This is a genomic window from Lactobacillus johnsonii (assembly GCF_014058685.1).
GTDB lineage: Bacteria > Bacillota > Bacilli > Lactobacillales > Lactobacillaceae > Lactobacillus.
Map to the genome: position 1 here is coordinate 741,088 of NZ_CP059055.1, position 21,656 is coordinate 762,743.

Genomic DNA, 21,656 nt, shown 5'->3' on the forward strand with positions numbered 1-21,656 from the left:
ATGTTAGTTGAATTAGATATTAAAAACTTTGCAATCATTAAAACTCTAAAAGTTCGCTTTCAAGAAAAAATGACTGTTCTCATTGGAGAAACTGGTGCTGGTAAATCAATTATTATTGATGCCGTCTCTCTACTCTTAGGAAGTCGTGCGCAAAGTGAAATGATTCGCTCGGGTGAAGAGAAGGCGGTCATCACTGGTTTATTTGTGTTAAGCGAACAAAAGGATCTTATTGAAGATTTATGTGAAAAATATGGTCTGCCTTTTGAAGATGATCAGCTAATAATTAGCCGAGAATTAACACATAAGGGAAGAAATGTAGTTAGAATTAATGGTCAGCTGACTACAATCAATGTTTTACGTGAAATTGGACGAAATTTAGTTGATATTCATGGCCAAAATGATCAACAAATTTTGATGGATCAAGATCGACAAATAGATTTGATTGATAATTATGCGGAGCCTGAATTTAAGAAAGAATTGCATAGCTATGAAACTGACTTTGAGAAATGGCGTCATCTTACTTCTCAACTCCGTAAGTTAAGAGAAGATGCTCAAGAAATTGCTCAAAAACAGGATATTTTGGAATTTCAAAATAATGAACTAGAAAGTGCTGATTTGAATGATCCAAATGAAGATGAAAAGCTAGAAGAAGAATTTAATGAGCTCAATAATTATCAAAAAATTGCAGATACAGCTAATTATTTTATGCAATTATATGATGATGATGAGCATGGACTAGCTACGTTACTTGGGGATGCCCAAAATGCTGCTGAAGATTTGAGTAATTATGGTAAAAAATTTGAAAATTTTGCTACCAGCCTTAATGATGGTATTTATTCTTTAAATGATGCTCGTAGTGAACTATCTACTTTAATGGATCAAATGGACTTTGACGAAGAGCGATATCAATATGTTTCTAGTCGATTAGATACATTGAATACTTTGAAGAAAAAATACGGCCCAACTTTAGACGATGTTTTTAAATTCGGACAAAAGGTTAAAAGTGAACTAAATAAGTTTGAAACTGGAGATTTAGACGAGGGAAAAATCCAAAAAGAACTCGCAATCATTGAAAAAAAACTTAGTCAAAAAGCCCAAAATTTACATGAACAGAGAGAAAAGATTGCTCGCGATCTTGAAGAAAAAATAAAAAAAGAATTAGCTGATCTGTATATGGAAAAAGCACGCTTTTCTATTAGAATTAATGAGACTAATTCATTTACAAAACTTGGAACTGATGAAGTTATCTTTATGATTGCACCTAATCCTGGTGAAGCTTTGATGCCATTAGTCAAAATAGTATCTGGCGGTGAACAATCACGTTTAATTTTGGCATTAAAAGCAATCTTTAGTCGTGTAGAACCAGTTGGAACCATGATTTTTGATGAAATTGATACTGGAGTTTCAGGCAGAGTTTCAGCAGCAATTGGTAAAAAGATGCATGCAATCGGTCAAGAAAAACAAGTTATTACAATTACTCACTCCCCACAGGTAGCTGCTGCTGGAGATCAACGTTATTCAGTTGTAAAACAAGTTAAAGATGGAGCTACTTATACTCAAGTAGGACCTCTTACGCAAGAAGAAGCCATTACCGCAATTGCTCAGATGATGGCAGGCTCTGATGTAACGGATGCTGCTAAGAGAAATGCAGCTGATTTAATGGAAAGTTTTAAAGAATAAAATAAAGGACTTCTCAGTTTAAAGTGAAAATTACATTTGTACTGAAAAGTCCTTTATTTTTATGCTGTTTCGACGTTAAAGATCTCGTTTAAATCAATTATTCTAATTATGTTGCTATCATAGCTATCTAGTACGAAGCGCCCAGCAGATGTCCTTTTGATTAGTTGACCAATCTCAGTGCATCCATTTTGATAGGTCAGTAATATATATTCTTTATGAAAAAGTGCATGCTCTAAAATTCTAATAATTTTACTTGGGTCTTGTGCAAAAGTAGTAAGCTTATTAATATTATAATTAAAGAAGTAATTATAAATTTGTTTACTATAATTATTAAGCGACTTTAATAAATTCATATCTCATTCCTCTATACATCCCGAACTTGTGTTTGCACTATGTATTATACGAACAAATGTTTTTGATTGCAAGTGGAATTTATATCTCTTTGCGAAACTCTTGAAATTCCTCGTTTTTTAGTGCAATATATTCTTGTTACTATAATTTTTAGGAGCGAAAATGGCACATCAAGGTTTATTATTAGTTTTATCTGGTCCTTCTGGCGTTGGTAAGGGGACCGTTAAAAGTGCAATGGTGAAGCAAAAAGCTTTTTCATTTGAATATTCTGTTTCAATGACTACTCGTAAGCCTCGTCCAGGCGAAGTTAATGGGAAGGATTATTATTTTGTTTCAGAGGACCGTTTCCAAGAAGCAATTAAAGGTAACGAGCTTTTGGAATATAATGAATATGTAGGCAACCATTATGGTACTCCACTTGCACCAGTGCAAAAGATGCTCAATGAAGGTAAAGATGTTTTACTTGAAATTGATGTCAATGGAGCAAAACAGGTTCGCAAGTTAATGCCAGATGGCGTCTTTATCTTTTTGACACCACCAGATTTGCATGAATTAAAACATCGAATTGTTAATCGCGGGACTGATTCTGACAAGGTAATTGCCATGAGAATGAAACAGGCACGTAAAGAGATTTTAATGATGGAAGATTATGATTATGCTGTAGTTAACGATACTGTTGCTAATGCGGTGGATCATATTAAGTCTATTGTTGAAGCTGAACACGTGCGTGTACCGCGAGTAATTAACGATTATAGAAATATGGTTAAGGAGGATTAACAGATGAAAATTACATACCCATCTATTGATAAATTGCTGTCTCGAGTAAATTCTCGTTATTCTCTTTCGGTGTTAGCTGCTAAAAGAGCTCATGAGATTCAAGCAGGTGCTCCATTAGCTTTAAAACACTATAAGTCTGATAAAGCAGTGGGCGAAGCGCTTGAAGAAATTGCTGCTGGTAAAGTTACAATTGATCCTGAGCATCGTGAAGATATTGGCTAGAATCTTTTCCTTCATTGTTAATCAATGAAGGTTTTTTAGTAGGTGATAAGATAAATGATTGCGCAAGTTATTGTAGATGTAGCTGCCAAACAAACTGATCGAGTGTTTGAATATCATATTCCAAGGGAATTAACTGATGTAGCTGTTGGATCAAGAGTGGTTGTTCCTTTTGGTCGACGAAAAGTGCAGGGATTTGTAGTCGGAATCAGTGAAACAACTTCTTATACAGGAAAATTAAAAGATTTACTTGTTGTAATTGATGAATTGCCACCACTTACGCCAGAATTAATTGCTCTTTCTAAAACTTTAGCTGATAAAATTTTTTCATATCGAATTACAATTCTTCAATCAATGCTACCACGCGTAATGAAGGCGAATTATCGTAAAATTTTAGTTCCCCTTACAGATGAAATTAAAGAAAATACTCTTTTTAAAGGTGAACCGCTTGATTTAAATGAAGTTTCTGATCTTGAGACAATTGTAAAAATTAAAAAGCTCATAAAAAATAATCAAGCTAAGATTGAATACTTAGTTGAAAATAAAGCTAAGAAGAAACAGGTTGCTGCCTATCTTTTGACTAAAACAAGAACAGAATATCAGGATATTTTAGGAGGAATAAGAACAACAGCAAAAAACCAGCGAGCATTGCTTAATAATATCGTTGAAAAATATAACGAATATCCAAAATTGGGTTCAACTATTGAGTCTGAATTGGGAATCTCAAGTTCTACATTACGAGCAGCCGAAAAAAAGGGATGGCTGTTAAAAAAAGAGCAGGAGATTTATCGAAATCCATTAAAAGATTTTGAATCTAATGCTAGTAAGCATTCGGTTAGATTAAATTCAGAACAGTTAGACGCCTTAAATTCAATTGGGACTAGTATTAAAGAAAAAGAGGCTAAGACTTTTCTTCTTGAGGGAATTACTGGGAGCGGCAAAACTGAGGTGTACCTTCACTCTATCAGTACAGCTCTTGAACAGAAGCGTAATGCTCTAATGTTAGTTCCGGAGATTTCTCTAACTCCTCAAATGGTTAAACAAGTGAAAGAGCGTTTTGGAGATAATGTTGCTGTTTTACACAGTGGTTTATCTGAAGGTGAAAAATATGATGAATGGCGAAGAATTAGGCGTGGAGAAGCTCAAGTGGTAGTAGGAGCTAGAAGCGCGATTTTTGCTCCTTTAAAAAATATTGGTTTAATAGTAATTGATGAGGAGCATGAATCTTCCTATAAGCAAAACGATACTCCTCGCTACCATGCACGGGATGTAGCTCTATTGAGAAGTAAATTTCACAATTGTCCAGTTGTTTTAGGAAGTGCAACGCCTTCTTTAGCAAGCCGGGCGCGGGCTCAAAAGGGAAGATATGAATTATTACGTCTAACTAAACGTGCTAATCAAAAGTCGCTACCTAAAGTGGATCTAATAGACCTAAAAACTGTTGAATTTGCTGGTGGACAGTTTGATCTATCAATTCCCTTAGTAGATGCAATTAAAGAAAAAATAGCTAAAAAAGAACAAGTTATTTTACTTCTTAATCGTCGTGGTTTTGCTAGTTTTATGCTTTGTCGCAATTGTGGCTTTGTTTTAAAATGTCCAAATTGTGATATCTCGTTAACTTTACATAAAGATACTGGACAGATGCAATGTCATTATTGCGGCCATAAGGAGCCAATTCCAAGAAAATGTCCAAATTGTCAGAGTGAAAAAATAAGATTTTTAGGTACGGGGACGCAAAAAGTTCAAGAAGAACTGAAAACTTTACTTCCTGACGCTAAGATCTTAAGAATGGACGTTGATACTACTAGACGTAAAGGAAGTTATAAGAAAATTCTTGATAGTTTTGGTAATCATCAAGCCGATATTCTCTTAGGAACACAAATGATTGCTAAAGGACTAGATTTTCCAAATGTTACTTTAGTGGGAGTAATTAATGCTGACACAGCATTATCTCTTCCAGATTTTAATTCTTCAGAAAAAACATTTGATTTACTAACCCAGGTAGCTGGAAGGGCCGGAAGAGCTGAAAAAACTGGTAGAGTTATGATTCAAACTTATAATCCGGAAAATTATGCAATAAAACTAGCCCAAAGCCAAGATTACGAGGGATTTTACCGAAAAGAAATGCAGGTTAGATTTCAGGGAAACTATCCGCCATTTTTTTATACTACCCTAATTACTGTTACATCAAAAAATGAACAGTCAGCTGCTAAAGAGGCATTTGTAATAAAAAGAAAATTAATGCGAGAGTTGCATTCTCCAACTATTATTTTGGGTCCAACGCCAAGTAGTGTAGCTAAAATTAAAAATCAATATTATTACCAAATCTTGGTAAAATATAAGTATGAGCCTAAGTTGCATGCGTTGCTTCATCAAATTCAAGATGATGCACAATTAGCACAGAAACGTGGTTTGAATATATACATTGATAATGAACCAGAGAGAATAATGTAAGTTAGAAAGAAGTTGAATCTATGTCATCAGTTATTTTTTTAGGAACCCCAAATTTTGGTAGTGTAGTTCTACAGGGATTAATTGATCAAGGATATGAAATTAAAGCAGTTGTTACTCAACCGGATAAGCGCGTTGGGCGCAAACAAGTAGTGCATCAATCTGCTGTTAAGGAAACAGCGTTGAAGCATAATCTTCCAGTTTATCAACCTGCTAAATTGTCGGGATCAGAAGAACTTGCAGAATTAATGAAAATTGAACCAGATTTTATTATTACGGCTGCCTACGGACAGTTTCTGCCAACTAAGTTTTTAAAATCAGCTAAAATAGCGCCAGTTAATGTTCATGGTTCTCTACTTCCTAAGTATCGTGGTGGTGCACCAATTCAATATTCTGTTTTAAATGGGGATAAAGACACTGGTATTACCATTATGGAGATGGTGAAAAAAATGGATGCAGGAGATATTTTTGCTCAAAAAGCTTTGCCAATTACAGATGAAGATACAAGTGGTACTTTATTTGATAAATTAAGTATTTTGGGAAGAGATCTTCTCTTAGAAACTTTACCTAAGTTTATCGATGGAACAGTTACTCGGACTGCTCAGGATGAGGATAAGGTTGTCTTTTCACCTAACATCTCTAAAGACCAAGAAAAGATAAACCTATCAATGACTGCTAAAGAAGCTAATAATCTAATTCGTGCCCTTAATCCTGATCCAGGTGCTTACTTTATGCTTGATGGGAAGAGATTCAAAGTTTGGAAAGCAAAGCCATTGACTGAAAAGACTAGTTTTCCAGCTGGAACTTTAGTTGCTAATAAAAAGAAATTCGTAATTAGTATGGCTGATGGTAGCCAATTAGAATTACTTGAAGTTCAGCCAACTGGTAAGAAGAAAATGAATATTAAAGATTATCTCAATGGTCAAGGTAGTCATTTTACAAGTGGAGATAAGATAATTGATGAGTAATGCAAGAACGGTTGCTTTAGAAACTTTGATCAAAGTTTTTAATCAAAAAAGCTATTCTAATATTGCTTTAAACAATGAACTAATAAAACATGATTTAAAGCCAGCTGATAAGGCCTTAGCTACTAGAATTGTATATGGTACAATTCAATATAAAATATTTTTAGAGTATCAACTAAAACCGTTAATTAAAACAAAACTACGCGATAGTTTTTTAAAGCCGCTTCTTTTAATGTCTGCCTACCAGTACTTTTTCTTAGAGAAAGTACCAGCAAACGCGATTTTTGATGAGGCAAACAAGCTTGCTAAAAAATATAGTAAGAGAAATAGTGGCAGTTATAAGCTGGTTAACGGAATTTTGCGTGCTTTAGAGCGTCAAGGTAAAATTTTGCCACCAACTAATGATTTAGTTGAATATTTAAGTATTAAAGAAAGTTTTCCTAAATGGTTAGTAGAATATCTATTAGATCATTTTGGTGAAAATAAAACAAAAGAAATTTTAGTACGAAGTAATCAACCTGCTGCTAATTCAATTAGAATGACTACAAAAGAGTCAGACTTTGAAGAAATCAAAGAAGAATTAAAAAAAGATACTTTTAATTTTGAAGAATCTAGTCTAACTCGTCATAATCTAAATCTTAATAAAGGTGGAGTAGCGCAAACAGCACTGTTTAAAAATGGAAAAATTACTATTCAGGATGCTGCTGCTTCACTTGCTGTGGATGCGTTTGACTTTAAGGGTAATGAACAGGTATTAGATGCATGTAGTGCTCCTGGTGGTAAGACGGTTCAAATTGCTGAAAACTTAACAACAGGTAGTGTAATTGCTTTAGATATTCATGAGAATAAACTAAAGCTTGTAAGGAATGCGGCTGAGCGTCTTCATGTTAGTGATAAAGTAAAGACAAAGGCTTTAGATGCACGAAAGGCTAAAGAATATTTTAATCAAGGACAATTTGATAAAATTTTAGTAGATGCACCTTGCTCGGGCTTGGGTTTGATTAGACGAAAGCCGGAGATTAGATATGAAAAATCATTAAATGATATTAAAAATTTAGCAAAAATTCAGTTGGCTATTTTGGAGAGCGTGAGCGGACTTTTAGCTAATGGGGGAGAACTGGTTTATTCAACTTGTACTATCAGTTATGAAGAAGATGAAGGCGTAGTTAAGCAATTTCTAAAATTGCATCCCGATTTTGAGTTGATACCAGTTCAAGTAGGAAAGCTTCCTAAGCAAGAAATAGTACGTATTTTTCCAAGTAGTGACGGCAGTGACGGATTTTTTATTGCAAAATTAAAAAAACGAGGGTAAATAATTTTGATTAAAACAGCATTTGCTTCAAGTATTGGTAGAGTCCGAGAAACTAATCAGGACTTTGTAAAGGTATTTAAAAATCAAAATAATATTATTATGGGGATCGTTTGCGACGGTATGGGTGGCCATCAAGGAGGAGATGTTGCCTCAACGATGGCAGTTAGTCATCTGGGCCATAATTTTGAAAAGACAGATTTTACTGATCCTGACTTAGCTCAAAAGTGGTTAACTGTACAATTAAGATTAGAAAATGAAACTATCTTGAATACAGCCGATCGTTTTTCTGATCTAAATGGAATGGGCACCACAATAGTTTTAGCAATTGCCTTTACTGAAAAGATCTTAATTGCCCATCTGGGTGACTCACGTTGTTATCTCTATGGAGGTAATGAATTTAAGCAAATTACTGAAGACCATTCTTTAGTTCATGAATTAGTTAAAATGGGTCAAATTACTGAGCAACAGGCTCGAAATCATCCTCAAAAAAATATTATTACTGAAACTTTAGGAGTCTCAAGTACTGTAAACCCAGAATTTGATATTCTTGAAGTTCATGCTGGTGATATTTTTATGCTTTGTACCGATGGATTAACAAATTCGTTAACTGATCCTCAAATTCAACAAATCCTTGCCACTAAAAATTTAAGTTTAAAAGAGCGTTGTAATAAACTTATTAATGAAGCTAATCGTTTAGGTGGTGGAGATAATATTACTGTTTGCTTACTTGCCTATGTAGAAAAGGATGGTGACAAATAGCAATGGAGAAAGGCCATTTGCTTGGTGGTCGCTATAAGATTATCTCTGTTTTAGGCGAAGGCGGGATGGCTAATGTTTATTTAGCTGAAGATATTATTCTGCAAAGAAAAGTTGCAGTTAAAGTTTTGCGACTAGATTTGCAAAAGGATCCTCAAACTATTCAACGTTTCCAAAGAGAGGCACTTTCTACTAGTGAATTAAGTCATCCTCATATTGTTTCGATTCTTGACGTAGGAACAGACGGAAATTGCCATTATTTAGTAATGGATTATGTGGATGGATCTGATTTGGAAGAATATATCCAACATAATAATCCAATTCCTTTGCCTAAAGTAATTGATATCATGGATCAAATATTGAGTGCCGTTGCATTGGCACATAAACACAATGTGATCCATCGCGACTTAAAACCACAAAACATTTTAATGGATAAAAAAGGCAATATTAAAATTGTGGATTTTGGTATTGCAATTGCTTTAAATCAAAGTACGATGACACAAACCAATACTGCAATGGGATCAGTGCATTATATGTCACCTGAACAAGCCCGAGGTAGTATCGCAACAAAACAATCCGATATTTATTCTTTAGGAATAATTCTCTATAAATTATTGACTGGAACCGTACCTTTTACTGGAGAAAATGCCGTTGCAGTTGCCTTGAAACATTTTCAAGAAAAAACACCATCTTTAAGGGATAAAAATCCTAATGTTCCTCAAGCTTTAGAAAATGTTGTTTTTAAAGCTACAGCGAAAGATCCGCGAGATCGTTATAAATCTGCTTTAGAAATGAAAGCGGACTTGGATACGTGTCTTGATCCAAAACGTAAGGATGAGCCAATTTTTAAGCCGGAGCATGATCCGTCTACTGATGAAACGATTGTTGTTCCTCCTCTTGAAGGAAGCGTTCATAATAAAGATCATGAAGCGCAAGCCAAGGAAGAACCTAAAGAAGAAAAAAAGAGTCTGTTTAAAAATCTGAATGGTCATAAATGGTGGTGGTTAGGAGCTATAATTGCATTTTGTGTAATTATGGTAATTCTGTTCTTCGCTCTTGGTAGAAAAGATATGGTAGATATTCCTAATCTTAATAGGATGAGTCAAACGCAAGCCAAGAAGTCTCTTCAATCTTCTAATTTAAAAATTGGAAAGATTACTTATGAATATTCTGACAGTGTTCCAAAAGGAGAAGTAATTAGAACAGACCCTCCGATTGGATCCCAGATAAAAGATGGACAAAAGGTTAACTTAGTTTTATCTCGAGGTAGTCATCTTGTTGAAATGCCAAATGTAATTGGAGAGTCTTATCCTCTTGCGCGGAAACAGCTAGTTAAACTAGGTTTTACTGTTACTAAAACTGAAGAATACTCTCCTAGTCCTAAAAACCAGGTTAATGCTCAAGATATTGAACCAGGCCAGGAAGTAAATCCTAATAAATCAACAGTAACCTTGTTGGTCTCAAAGGGACCTAGTTCGGCGAGTAGTACCCGATCTAGACGAAATACAATAAAATTAAGAGATATTGTAGGATATTCATTGAAAGGTGCCCGAGATTATGCACGGGAACATCATTTATCACTTAAAGTTGAAGAAGAAGACTCAGATGGTAAAAATGATGGTACAGTTTTACGTCAATCCCCAGAATCAGGTACTGACATGAATCCTGGGGATACGTTAACGATAGTAGTAGCAAAAGCTAAGAAAAGCAATTCTACTGATACTTCAAGCAGTTCAACTACTACCACTACTGTTACAAAATCTTATACTATTAATTATCCAGGAAGTGCTGATCAAAGCGGATCAGAAAAAACGCCAGATCATATTCAGGTATATGTTTCTGATGATGGACATTCAATTAATAATATTTACAAAGACATGAACATTACTTCTGAACAAACTTTTACCATTCCGTTTAAGTTAAGCAAAAAAAATGGGCATATAAAAATATTGCGAAATGGTGAAACGATTTTAGATGAGGACGTTAATAAATAATGAAAAAAGCAGAAGGAACGATTATTAGTGCTATCTCAGGCTACTATGATGTCGAAATTGATAATAAAGTAGTTAGAACGAGAGCACGAGGAGTTTTTAGAGATCGTAAACAAAAGCCACTGGTAGGAGATAGAGTAGTAGTTCAACTAGATGATCAGGGAATGAACTATTTAATTGAAATATTGTCACGCATTAATGAAATAGGGCGGCCAGCGGTGGCAAATGTGTCTAGAGTATTGTTAGTAATTTCCGCTGTTGAACCCGACTTTTCACTTGAATTATTGGATAGATATTTAACATTTTTTGCTTGGAAAAATGTTGGCGTAGTCATTTATTTGTCAAAATCGGATATTACTTCTTCTGAAAGATTAAAAGATATTCAAACTGAGTTAGAATACTACCAAAGAATTGGGTATCCTGTTTTTGAAGATGCAGAAAAACTGGAAAATGAGCTTCCAAAAATGATCGATAAGGATCAGATTTGGACCTTAGCTGGGCAATCAGGTGCTGGCAAGTCAACATTATTGAATAAGCTGGAGAGTGAAGCAAAGCAGGCAACAGGAGCAATTTCAACTGCTTTAAATCGTGGAAAACATACCACAAGACAAGTAACACTATTTAAATACGGCTCTGGCTTTATTGCTGATACTCCTGGTTTTTCAGCTATTGATCTCTTTAAGATCAAAGTTGATGATCTAAGAAATTACTTTTATGATTTAAAAGAAGCAAGTGCAAACTGCAAATTTAGAGGTTGTCAACATATTAAAGAGCCTGGTTGCGAGGTTAAAAAACTTGTAGAAGAGGGTAAAATAGCGCGCAGTCGTTATGAATCTTATTTAAAAATTAGACAAGAAATTTCTGACAATAGAATGCCAGAGTATTTAAAGAAATAGGTGAAACTATGATAGCACCATCAATTTTAAATGCAGATAATATGCATCTAAGTCGTGATATTAAAGCCGCTATTGAAAGTGGCATAGATAGATTCCATATTGATATTATGGATGGACACTTTGTACCTAATTTGTCATATGGACCAGAATTGGTAAAAGACTTTAAGCGTTCTTTTCCGTTAACAGATGCTGAAATTCATTTAATGAGTAATGACTTAGAAACAACATTGCCTCTCTTTGTAGAAGCTGGATGTGATCTTTTAGAATTTCATTATGAAGCAACGGATAATCCAGAATATTGGATAAATTATTTAAAAGATCATAATGTTAGATGTGGAATGGCCATTAATCCGTCTACACCGGTGCAAAAATTACAACCATTTTTAAAAGAATTAGATCAAGTGCTTTTGATGACAGTGAAACCTGGATTTGGTGGGCAAAAGTTTGAAGAAGAGTCAGTTGAACGTTTAGTTGAACTTAAGAATATGATTGAAGCTGAGAATTTAAGTGTTCCAATTGAAGTTGATGGTGGAATTGAGCCTAAGACTTTAAAGCTTACTAGAGACGCAGGAGCCACAATTTTTGTAGCTGGTTCTTACATTTTTAAAAATGGAAGTATTGAAGATCAAGTTATGAAATTGAAAAAAGAAGACAAATGAGAGCAATTGCATTATTAGGTGGTCCAAAAGAAGAATGGCCACATAATTTAGCCACTGAAATTAAAGAAGCAAGTAAAAAAGGCGCCCTAATTATGGCTAGTGATCGGGGCAGCCTTTTTTTATTAGAGTTAGGGATAGTACCTGACGTTGCCTTAGGAGATTATGATTCATTGACTTTTGATGAAAGAGAAATCGTTGAAAGTAAAGTTAAGGATATGCGTTATTCGAATCCAATCAAAGATTTTACGGATTCTGAAATGTTGTTTTATGCCGCATTTATCGATTATCGAGTTGACAGTTTAACGGTATATGGAGCAACAGGAGGAAGAATGGATCATTTTTTTGTTAATATGTATGCTATGCTGAAAGCTCCGTTTGATAGATTTAAAGAAAAAATTAAATTTATTGATAAGCAAAATATTATCCGCTTTTTTGGAAAAGGGAAGCACATACTTTCTTATGAAGCTGATTATAAATATTTAGGAATTGGAACTTTAACAGGAGCTAAAAATTTTAGTATTAAAAATGCGAGATATGATTTAAAACCCATTGATTTGTCCGTACCGACAGTTTATTCATCAAATGAATATTTGAATAGGCAAGCAATAGAGATTTCGTGTGAGTCTGGGACATTAATCGTAATCAATAGTCGAGATAAAAAATAAAAGGGATCAAGAAATACTTCTTGATCCCTTTTATTTTTACTTCTTAATTAGACACGTTTAACCTTACCGGATTTCAAAGCGCGAGCGGATACCCAAACACGCTTTGGCTTACCGTCAACAAGGATGCGAACTTTTTGAAGGTTTGGCTTCCATGAACGCCGCACGGAGTTCAAAGCCTTTGAACGCTTGTTACCAAAGACCGTCTTGCGGCCAGTAATAATGTCTTTTGCCATTTGTGCTAAACCCTCCTTTATGTTGTTGTAGTACTTATTTAATTTATCACAGCTTTTAGAATTGTGCAATATTGTCTTTCTATTTTCTTGAAACTAACATTGTTGATATAAAAGCCTGCTGTGTTAAAATAAATTGAGAAAAAATTGTTCTTCGTTAATGGAGGAATACGATGGCTGTTAAAATTAAAACAAAATATGGCTTAATTGATATTTCAAATAGTGTAATTGCTACTGTCGTAGGTGGAGCAGCTACTTCTAACTATGGTGTAGTTGGAATGGCTTCAAAGAACGCTTTACGGGATGGAGCTTATACTATTTTAAACCGTGAAAATTATCGTCGCGGTGTTGTAATTAAAACTAATGATAATCAAATCGTCGTTGATGTATATATTATTGTGGGTTATGGTCTAAAAATTTCGGAAGTAAGTCACAATGTCCAAGATAGTGTAAAATACAATCTTGAAAATCTTTTAGGCATTAAGACTAAGTCGGTTAACGTTATTGTTCAAGGCGTAAAGATTTTAGACGATTAATGCATTCTGGAGGAGTTAATTGTGGTTTTAACTGAAATTAATAGTGATCAATTCAGAGATATGGTTCGTGCAGCAACTCATCGCATGGGCAAGAACGCTGAATTTGTAAATAAATTAAATGTTTTCCCAGTACCTGATGGTGATACTGGAACTAATATGAATTTAACCATTGAGAGCGGCGCAAAAGCTGTTAATGAAAATCTTAGTGAATCCGTTGGTGACCTAACTGAAAGTCTCTCAAAAGGAATGTTGATGGGAGCTCGCGGTAACAGTGGAGTTATAACTTCTCAACTATTTAGAGGTTTTTATAAAGCTACTGAAGGAAAAGATACTTTAACTGCTCAAGATTTAGCTAATGCTTTTGCAAATGGTGTCACAACTGCATATAAAGCAGTTATGAAGCCTGTTGAAGGAACTATTTTAACCGTTGCTCGTGTTGCAGCTGAGGAAGGTAAAAATAAGGCAAACGAAACTGATGATGTCAGCGAAGTAATGAGAGCGGTAGTTGATGGAGCTAAAAAGGCTTTGAAGACTACGCCTGATTTATTACCAGTTTTAAAGCAAGTTGGAGTAGTAGATTCGGGTGGTCAAGGACTAGTATTTATCTACCAAGGCTTTTTAGAGGGGGTTCTTGGCGAAAAGGATAATGATGACTACCAACTAGATGAAGGTGAAATGGATGAGTTAATTAATGCAGCTCACCACCAAGCTGAATCTGCTCAAGTTCAATTATCAACTAGTGATATTAAGAATGGTTACTGTACTGAAATTATGGTTGACCTAACTGCTGATGTTCCAAATAAAGAAGAATTCAATCTTGAACAATTTAGAGAACATCTATCTAACTTAGGTGATTCACTTTTAGCTGTTTCAGATGGTGAAGTGGCTAAAGTTCACGTTCATACAGAACACCCAGGAGATGTTTTTACATACGGCCAAAAATTTGGACAACTAGGTAAAATTAAGATCGATAATATGCGGATTCAACATGAAACTATCTTAGAAAATAGCGAAGAACAAGAAGAAAATGTTGATTTTGCAGTTATTGCAGTTGCCTCAGGTCATGGAATCCGTGAATTATTTAAGAGTGAGGGCGTAAATAGAATTATTTCTGGTGGACAAACTATGAATCCATCGACTAAGGATATTATGGACGCTATTACTAACTCCGGTGCTAAAAAGGCCATTATTTTACCAAATAACGGTAATATTATCATGGCTGCTAAGCAAGCTGCTGAAGTTAGTGAAATTCCGGTTGGAATCGTGCCAACAAAGACAATTTCTCAAGGATTAACTGCAATGCTTTCCTTTGATCCAGATGCTTCAGTAGAGGAAAATGTTGAAGCAATGTCTGAAGACCTAGATACGGTTAAATCTGGTGAGGTCACTAAAGCAATCCGTGACACTAAGATTGATGATATGGAAGTTAAAAAAGATGACTACCTTGGAATTGTTGATGGAACCATTAAGGTTGATAATCCAGACTTGATTGATACAACAGTTTCAATGATTGAAAAGATGTTAGATGAAGATAGTGAAATTATCACTATTATGTATGGTAGTGATGCTACCAGAGCAGAAGCTGACGAAGTAGTTAAAAAACTTAAAGCTACTCATGATGATTTAGAGTTTGAAGTCCATGATGGTGGTCAGCCAGTTTACTACTTCTTAGTATCCGTGGAATAAAATATGAATAATAAGCAGAGTAAGTTATTTGAACCAGTAACTGAGTTAAAAGGTGTAGGAGCAAAGACAGCTACAGCTTTGGCCAGTCTTGGCATTAACACAATTTATGATTTACTATTTTATTTTCCTTTTAGATATGATGATTTAGAGACAATTCCTCTTGATCAAATTGAAGATGGGCAGAAAGTCTTATTAAAGGGAATGGTGGTAACAGATCCATTTGTTAGCCGATTTGGTTATCGAAAAACAAGGCTCAGCTTTAAAATGAAAATTGATCATGACATTATCATGGTCAATTTTTTTAATCAGCCCTGGTTAAAGGATAAAGTGGAATCAGGTAAGGAAGTTGCAGTATATGGCAAGTATCAAGTGGCGCGGCAGTCATTAAGTGGCTTTAAATTAGTAGCTGAAAAGAAAGATTCAGGTTTTGCTCCTATTTATTCTGTCAATCGTCATTTGAAGCAAAATAAGCTGCAAAAGTTAATTGATCTTGCTTTAGAGGAAGCTATAAATGAAGTTGGAGAAACAATTCCAGCTTCTATAAGAGAAAAATATCGCTTGCTTTCTGATCGCGTTTTGGTAGAAAAAATGCATCATCCAAAAAATGGCAATGAGGCGAAGATAGCACGCCGAAGTGCTATTTTTAGAGAATTTTTTCTTTTTCAAATGCAACTGGCTCAACTTCTTTCCCAAAGAAATGAAGACGCACCTGGAGTAGAAAAGAAATATGATTTAGCTGCTGTCAAAGAATTAATTGAAGAAATTCCATTTGAGTTATCTGATGATCAAAAAAAAGTGGTGAATGAAATCTTTGCTGATCTTCATTCTAAAAGACAAATGCGAAGACTACTGCAGGGAGATGTGGGTAGTGGTAAAACTGTAGTAGCAGTTTTTGCAATTTATGCCGCTGTCACTGCGGGCTATCAAGCTGCATTAATGGTGCCAACAGAAATTTTAGCTCAGCAGCATTTTGCTAAAATAGATGAATTGCTGAAGCCCTTAGGTGTTCGAGTTGCCTTATTGACGGGAGACACTAAGGATTTAGAAAAGAAAGAAATTTATCGTGAATTAGCTGATGGAACAATCAATGTTGTGATTGGTACCCATGCATTAATCCAAAAAGATGTTCATTTTAAAAATCTAGGCCTCGTTATAATTGATGAGCAACATAGATTTGGGGTAAATCAAAGAAACACCTTAATTAAAAAAGGTGAAGCACCTGATATACTGGCAATGACTGCAACTCCAATTCCTCGTACATTGGCATTAACTGTATATGGAGATATGGCTGTTTCTGAAATTAGACACTTGCCAAAAGGGAGAAAGCCAGTAGTTTCCTCGTGGGCAACTTCCAGCAAATTAAGAGAGGTTCTTGATTTGATGCGTTCACAGTTAGATAAAGGTTTTCAAATTTATGTTGTAACTCCTTTAATTAGTGAATCAGAAAAAAGTGACTTAAAAAACGCTGAGGATTTACAAGCAAAAATTGCTCATTACTTTAAAGACGAAAATGTTGTTTTGCTTCATGGCCAGATGAAAGGCGATCAGAAAAATGAAATTATGGATAGCTTTGCTGCGGGCAAGATTAATATTTTAGTTACTACAAGTGTAATTGAAGTTGGTGTCGATGTTCCGAATGCAAATATGATGGTGATCTTTAATGCGGATCGCTTTGGCTTAAGTCAATTGCATCAGTTGCGAGGGAGAATTGGCCGGGGGCAAACACAAAGTTTTTGTGTGTTTGTGAGTGATCCTAAAACAGAAATTGGTAAGAAACGGATGAACATTATTACCTCTACCAGTAACGGTTTTAAATTAGCAGAAGAGGATTTAAAACTACGGGGTGAAGGAGATGTTTTTGGAAAGGCTCAGTCTGGTTTGCCTCAGTTTCAAGTTGGCGATGTAGTAAATGACTATAATGCCTTAGTGACTGCTCAAAAAGAAGCTCGTAACCTAATTAAGTCTGACCCAGCTTTGGCTAATCCAGAAAATAAATTTTTACAAGAAGTGCTAAAATATAAGAAAGATTTGAATAATAATTAGAAATAACCGGAGTGAATATGAAAACAATTGCAATTGATGCCATGGGAGGAGAAAATGCTCCTAAGGCTATTGTTGATGCCGTATTAAAAGCAAAGCCGAAATTAAAAGATACAAAATTTGTTTTATTTGGGGATGAAGAAAAGATTAATAAACTAATTCCCACTGAGCAAAAAGATAAAATTGACGTTATTGCAACGAGTGAAGTTATTGTTGATAGTGACGAGCCAGTAAAAGCAATTAGACGTAAGAAAGATTCTTCAATGGTTGTTGCTGCGAACTATGTAAAGGCAGGAAAAGCAGACGCCTTATTTTCACTAGGAAATACTGGAGCACTCCTAGCTTGCGGGATTTTTATTATTGGCCGAATTAAAGGTGTAGAACGTCCGGCTTTAATGCCAACTCTTCCAAGTGCTAAAAGTGAAGATGGCTTTAATATTATTGATGTTGGCGCGAATGCACAAAGTAAGCCTGAATATTTAGTACAATGGGCACAAATGGCTAATTTTTATGCTCAAAAAATTAGAAATATTAAAAATCCAACGGTAGCCTTATTAAATAATGGTGCAGAAGATGATAAAGGTGATCCGCTCCACCAAGAGGCCTATAAGCTTCTTAAAGCAACTGATCTTAATTTTATTGGTAATGCTGAAGGAAATGATTTAATGGAAGGTAAGGCTGATGTGATTGTAACAGATGGCTTTACTGGAAATGCCACTCTGAAGGCAATAGAAGGAACTGCAAGTGTAATTTTACGTCTGCTTAAGGATTCTTTGCTAAATAATGGATTACGTCCTAAGGTGGGAGCTTTATTAGCAAAGCCAGGACTTACTGCATTAAAGAAAAGATTTGATACGGCAAGATATGGGGGAGCAGTTTTACTTGGGGTAAATGCACCTGTTGTAAAGACGCACGGTAGATCGAATATCCGTCCTATTTACTACACTTTATTACAAATTGATAAGATGTTGAGTCAAGATTTGGTTGGCGAATATAAAAAATACTTTAGTGAATCTCGCTAGACTTTAATATAAAAATGCCTTAGAATTAAACTAAACTTTTTTGGAGGTTAAAAAAATGACCGAAGAGGAAATTTTTAATAAAATTGCTGATATGATTTCAGAACGCTTTAGTATTGATCGTGATAAGATCACTAAAGATTTAAATTTTCAGAATGATTTAGATGCAGATTCAATTGATTTCGTTGAGTTAGTAATGGATCTAGAAGATACATTTGGAGCAGAGATTCCAGATGATGATGCAGAAAAATTACAAACTGTTGGTGAAGCAGTAGAATATATTAAGAGTCACCAAAATTAAAATTTTAATCATTGAAATTTCAGAAGATACTGTCATTTTTCATTTACTTTTATAAAAGTTGTTGAAATAGCAGTATCTTTTGTTTATAATAATGACATTAAATTGAAAATCTAATTGACTTTTAATAATGTCGTAAGGTTTGAGAGGAGAATGGCCTTTGGAAAAGCAAAGTGATCTTTTACTAGATATCGAACACTTGCATACCGCATATCGTTTACACGGTAAGTTTTATGATGCCGCTGATGACATTAACTTAACCTTGAAGCGAAATGAGATTTTGGCAGTTGTTGGAGAATCTGGTTGTGGTAAAAGTACAATTGCTTCAAGCATTATTGGTTTGTACGACCACAAAAATACGAAAGTAACTGGCGATATTTTATACAATGAATTAAACCTAGTTAACTTAAATGAATCATTGTTTAATAAAATTCGTGGTAATAATATTGGGATGATTTTCCAGGATCCATTAGCATCTCTTAATCCATTAATGAAGGTTGGAGATCAAGTTGCTGAGACACTTTACTATCATACCGATATGGATGAAAAAGCTCGTCATGCACGTGTAATTGAACTCTTTAATCAAGTTGGGATGCCTCGTCCAGAAGAAATGTATGAGATGTACCCACATGAATTATCTGGTGGTTTACGTCAACGTGTCGTAATTGCGATTGCAATTGCATGTAAGCCAGAAATTATTATTGCTGATGAACCAACTACCGCTTTGGATGTTACTATTCAGGCACAAATCTTAGATTTACTTAAAGAAATTCAAAAAGAATCTCATTCAGGAATTGTTTTGATTACACACGACTTAGGTGTTGTTGCTGAAACTGCTGATCAAGTAGCAGTTATGTATGCAGGACAAATTGTTGAAAAAGCTGATGTTAAAACAATTTTTGAAAATCCTCTTCATCCATATACACGTTCACTTTTGCACTCTATGCCACAAACAGATGATGAAAGTGAAGACCTGCATGTGATTCATGGAACAGTTCCTTCATTGATTAACATGCCAAGAACTGGGGATAGATTTGCAGCTAGAATTCCTTGGATTCCAGCTAGTGCTCATGAAGAGAACCCTAAGATTCATGAAGTTGAACCAGGACATTTTGTAAGATGTACTTGCTGGCAAAGCTTCCATTTCCAAGATGAAGAGAAGAAAGGATAGGAAATTATGGCTGATGAAATAATCGAAATAAAAAATTTAAAAGTTCACTATCCAATTCGTTCTGGATTTTGGAATAGGGTTACTGGATATGTCAAAGCCGTTGATGGGATTAATCTTTCAATTAAAGAAGGAGAAACCTACGGTCTAATTGGAGAATCAGGTTCCGGTAAATCAACTACTGGTAAAGCAATTGTTGGTGTAGAAAAAGTAACTAGCGGACAAATTTTGTATAAAGGTGTTGATGTTACTAAAGCATCAAATCGTAAAAAACTTAACTACAATAAAGATGTTCAAATGATTTTCCAGGATTCAATGTCGAGTTTAAATCCTAGAAAACGAATTGAAGATATTATTGCTGAACCTATTAGAAACTTTGAAAACTTAACAACCGATGAAGAAAGAAAACGAGTTCAAGAACTACTAGATATTGTTGGTATGCCTAGTGATGCTATCTACAAATATCCACATGAATTCTCTGGTGGTCAACGTCAAAGAATTGGGGTAGCACGTGCTGTAGCCACTCATCCTAAATTAATTGTGGCAGATGAGCCAACTTCAGCTTTAGACTTATCTGTTCAAGCACAGGTTTTGAACTTTATGAAGCATATTCAACAAGAATATAATATTGCCTACCTCTTCATTTCACACGACTTGGGTGTTGTAAAGCATATGTCAGAAGATATTGCTATTATGCACCGTGGACGTTTTGTAGAAATTGGTAAACGTGATCAAATTTATAAGAATCCAATGCATATTTATACAAAGCGTCTACTTTCTGCAATTCCTGTTGTTGATGTTGAAAATAGGGAAAAACATAAGGAAGAGCGTCAACGTGTAGAACAAGAATTTTTGCAAGATCAAGATAAATGGTATGAAAAAGATGGTCGTGTATTACCACTACAAAAAGTTGGCGAGCGTCATTTCGTTGCTTTACCTAAAGACATGATTGAGCAAGAATTGAAGGAGGGAGAATAGATATGTGGAAAACGGTTTTACGTCGAATCCTGATTATGATCCCCCAGTTACTTATCTTGAGTTTACTAGTCTTTATTTTGGCTAAAATGATGCCTGGTGACCCATTTACTGGAATGATTAATCCGAATTCAGACGCTAAGGAAATTGCAAGATTAAGACAAGAATATGGATTGAATGATCCAGTTTGGGTGCAATATACTCGCTGGCTTGGAAATATGTTCCATGGTGATTTAGGACAATCATATATTCAAAAGGTTCCAGTTACTTCTTTGATTTGGGATCGTGCAGTTAACACTTTCTGGTTGTCTTTAATGACTGTTGTCTTAACTTATTTAATTGCTATTCCATTAGGTGTTACTGCAGGTCGTCACCAAGATGAATGGCAAGATCATGGAGTACAAATTTTTAACTATATTACATTCGCAGTACCTCCATTTGTTTTCTACATTTTAGGTATTTGGCTATTCGGATTTACTTTAGGTTGGTTCCCAATCTCAGGTTCCGTTAGTGCAGATGTAAATCCAGGAACACTTGCTTATCTCTGGAGTAGAATTGATCACTTGATTTTGCCTTCAATTCTTTGTGCTTTAATCTCTACTACAGTTATTGTTCAATACTTAAGAACCGGAATTGTTGATAACAAGGTTGAAGATTATGTAAGAACTGCACGTAGTAAGGGTGTACCTGAAAATGTTGTTTTCAATAAACATATTTTAAGAAACTCACTTTTACCAATTGCTGCTTTCTTTGGTAACACTATTACTGGATTACTTTCTGGTTCAATGGTTATCGAATCAGTCTTCAGTTATCCTGGTATGGGTAAGTTATTCCTTGATTCTATCGGTCAACGTGACTACTCAACTTTAACTGCCTTAATTTTATTATTTGGTATCTTAACTTTAGTTGGTAACTTGTTATCTGATATTATCATGAGCATCATCGACCCAAGAATTCGGATCAAGTAGAGAGGAGTAGTAAA

The 21,656-nt window shown here is 34.9% G+C and carries 21 protein-coding genes; 19 read left to right on the forward strand and 2 right to left on the reverse strand.

Going from position 1 to position 21,656, the window contains the following annotated elements; genetic code table 11:
• Nucleotides 1-1,680, forward strand: coding sequence for a DNA repair protein RecN (gene recN, locus H0I41_RS03480; protein ID WP_011162266.1), 1,680 nt, complete (start codon nt 1-3; stop codon nt 1,678-1,680).
• Nucleotides 1,681-1,739: 59 nt separating this feature from the next.
• Here recN and H0I41_RS03485 read toward each other — a convergent pair whose 3' ends face one another.
• Entirely contained in the window at nt 1,740-2,033 is a 294-nt protein-coding gene (locus H0I41_RS03485) for a hypothetical protein (protein WP_004895357.1), read from the reverse strand.
• 160 nt (nt 2,034-2,193) lie between these two features.
• Between H0I41_RS03485 and gmk the strand changes: the two genes are divergently transcribed.
• The 10 genes from gmk to H0I41_RS03535 are packed head-to-tail and all read left to right on the forward strand — an operon-like array spanning nt 2,194 to nt 12,722.
• The gene (gmk, locus tag H0I41_RS03490; RefSeq protein ID WP_004897071.1) at nt 2,194-2,808 is read left to right on the forward strand and encodes a guanylate kinase; all 615 of its coding nucleotides are present in this window, start codon (nt 2,194-2,196) and stop codon (nt 2,806-2,808) included.
• Nucleotides 2,809-2,811: 3 nt separating this feature from the next.
• Nucleotides 2,812-3,030, forward strand: a complete 219-nt coding sequence (gene rpoZ, locus H0I41_RS03495; RefSeq protein ID WP_004897072.1) for a DNA-directed RNA polymerase subunit omega — start codon at nt 2,812-2,814, stop codon at nt 3,028-3,030.
• A gap of 54 nt (nt 3,031-3,084) precedes the next feature.
• The gene (gene priA, locus H0I41_RS03500) at nt 3,085-5,481 is read left to right on the forward strand and encodes a primosomal protein N' (RefSeq protein WP_135014139.1); all 2,397 of its coding nucleotides are present in this window, start codon (nt 3,085-3,087) and stop codon (nt 5,479-5,481) included.
• A 20-nt stretch (nt 5,482-5,501) separates the two neighbouring features.
• Nucleotides 5,502-6,446 (forward strand): methionyl-tRNA formyltransferase, encoded by a 945-nt coding sequence (fmt, locus tag H0I41_RS03505; protein ID WP_135014140.1) that lies wholly within the window; start codon nt 5,502-5,504, stop codon nt 6,444-6,446.
• Nucleotides 6,439-7,755: a 16S rRNA (cytosine(967)-C(5))-methyltransferase RsmB gene (gene rsmB / locus H0I41_RS03510; RefSeq protein WP_135014169.1), complete on the forward strand. Its 1,317-nt coding sequence runs from the start codon at nt 6,439-6,441 to the stop codon at nt 7,753-7,755. The genes fmt and rsmB overlap by 8 nt, the downstream gene beginning before the upstream one ends.
• A gap of 6 nt (nt 7,756-7,761) precedes the next feature.
• Nucleotides 7,762-8,514, forward strand: a complete 753-nt coding sequence (locus H0I41_RS03515) for a Stp1/IreP family PP2C-type Ser/Thr phosphatase (RefSeq protein WP_135014141.1) — start codon at nt 7,762-7,764, stop codon at nt 8,512-8,514.
• Nucleotides 8,515-8,516: 2 nt separating this feature from the next.
• Entirely contained in the window at nt 8,517-10,505 is a 1,989-nt protein-coding gene (pknB, locus tag H0I41_RS03520; protein ID WP_135014142.1) for a Stk1 family PASTA domain-containing Ser/Thr kinase, read from the forward strand.
• Complete coding sequence (rsgA, locus tag H0I41_RS03525) at nt 10,505-11,398, forward strand: ribosome small subunit-dependent GTPase A (protein WP_094497815.1); 894 nt, start codon at nt 10,505-10,507, stop codon at nt 11,396-11,398. The genes pknB and rsgA overlap by 1 nt, the downstream gene beginning before the upstream one ends.
• Before the next feature lie 8 nt (nt 11,399-11,406).
• Nucleotides 11,407-12,057, forward strand: a complete 651-nt coding sequence (gene rpe / locus H0I41_RS03530; protein ID WP_094497814.1) for a ribulose-phosphate 3-epimerase — start codon at nt 11,407-11,409, stop codon at nt 12,055-12,057.
• Nucleotides 12,054-12,722 (forward strand): thiamine diphosphokinase, encoded by a 669-nt coding sequence (locus tag H0I41_RS03535; RefSeq protein WP_004897080.1) that lies wholly within the window; start codon nt 12,054-12,056, stop codon nt 12,720-12,722. Before rpe ends, H0I41_RS03535 begins: the two co-directional genes overlap by 4 nt.
• A 47-nt stretch (nt 12,723-12,769) precedes the next feature.
• Here the strand turns inward: H0I41_RS03535 and rpmB are convergent, their stop codons facing one another.
• Nucleotides 12,770-12,955, reverse strand: coding sequence for a 50S ribosomal protein L28 (gene rpmB, locus H0I41_RS03540; RefSeq protein WP_004895337.1), 186 nt, complete (start codon nt 12,953-12,955; stop codon nt 12,770-12,772).
• A gap of 170 nt (nt 12,956-13,125) precedes the next feature.
• Here rpmB and H0I41_RS03545 point away from each other — a divergent pair, with 170 nt between their 5' ends.
• The 8 genes from H0I41_RS03545 (at nt 13,126) to opp4B (ending at nt 21,642) form a co-directional block, all read left to right on the forward strand.
• A complete protein-coding gene (locus H0I41_RS03545; RefSeq protein ID WP_003647521.1) occupies nt 13,126-13,488 on the forward strand; it encodes an Asp23/Gls24 family envelope stress response protein in 363 nt (120 codons plus the stop codon).
• Nucleotides 13,489-13,509: 21 nt separating this feature from the next.
• A complete protein-coding gene (locus tag H0I41_RS03550; protein ID WP_135014143.1) occupies nt 13,510-15,174 on the forward strand; it encodes a DAK2 domain-containing protein in 1,665 nt (554 codons plus the stop codon).
• Between the two features lie 3 nt (nt 15,175-15,177).
• Nucleotides 15,178-17,217 carry an ATP-dependent DNA helicase RecG gene (recG, locus tag H0I41_RS03555; protein ID WP_086875036.1) on the forward strand — a complete coding sequence of 680 codons (2,040 nt, stop codon included), beginning with the start codon at nt 15,178-15,180 and terminating at the stop codon, nt 17,215-17,217.
• A 17-nt stretch (nt 17,218-17,234) separates the two neighbouring features.
• A complete protein-coding gene (gene plsX / locus H0I41_RS03560) occupies nt 17,235-18,236 on the forward strand; it encodes a phosphate acyltransferase PlsX (protein WP_135014144.1) in 1,002 nt (333 codons plus the stop codon).
• Between the two features lie 55 nt (nt 18,237-18,291).
• Nucleotides 18,292-18,534 carry an acyl carrier protein gene (gene acpP / locus H0I41_RS03565; RefSeq protein ID WP_004895326.1) on the forward strand — a complete coding sequence of 81 codons (243 nt, stop codon included), beginning with the start codon at nt 18,292-18,294 and terminating at the stop codon, nt 18,532-18,534.
• 157 nt (nt 18,535-18,691) lie between these two features.
• Nucleotides 18,692-19,702 carry an ABC transporter ATP-binding protein gene (locus H0I41_RS03570; protein WP_023599461.1) on the forward strand — a complete coding sequence of 337 codons (1,011 nt, stop codon included), beginning with the start codon at nt 18,692-18,694 and terminating at the stop codon, nt 19,700-19,702.
• Nucleotides 19,703-19,708: 6 nt separating this feature from the next.
• Nucleotides 19,709-20,677 (forward strand): ABC transporter ATP-binding protein, encoded by a 969-nt coding sequence (locus H0I41_RS03575; protein WP_011162256.1) that lies wholly within the window; start codon nt 19,709-19,711, stop codon nt 20,675-20,677.
• Between the two features lie 2 nt (nt 20,678-20,679).
• Nucleotides 20,680-21,642, forward strand: coding sequence for an oligopeptide ABC transporter permease (opp4B, locus tag H0I41_RS03580; RefSeq protein WP_086875035.1), 963 nt, complete (start codon nt 20,680-20,682; stop codon nt 21,640-21,642).
• Nucleotides 21,643-21,656 lie beyond the last annotated feature (14 nt).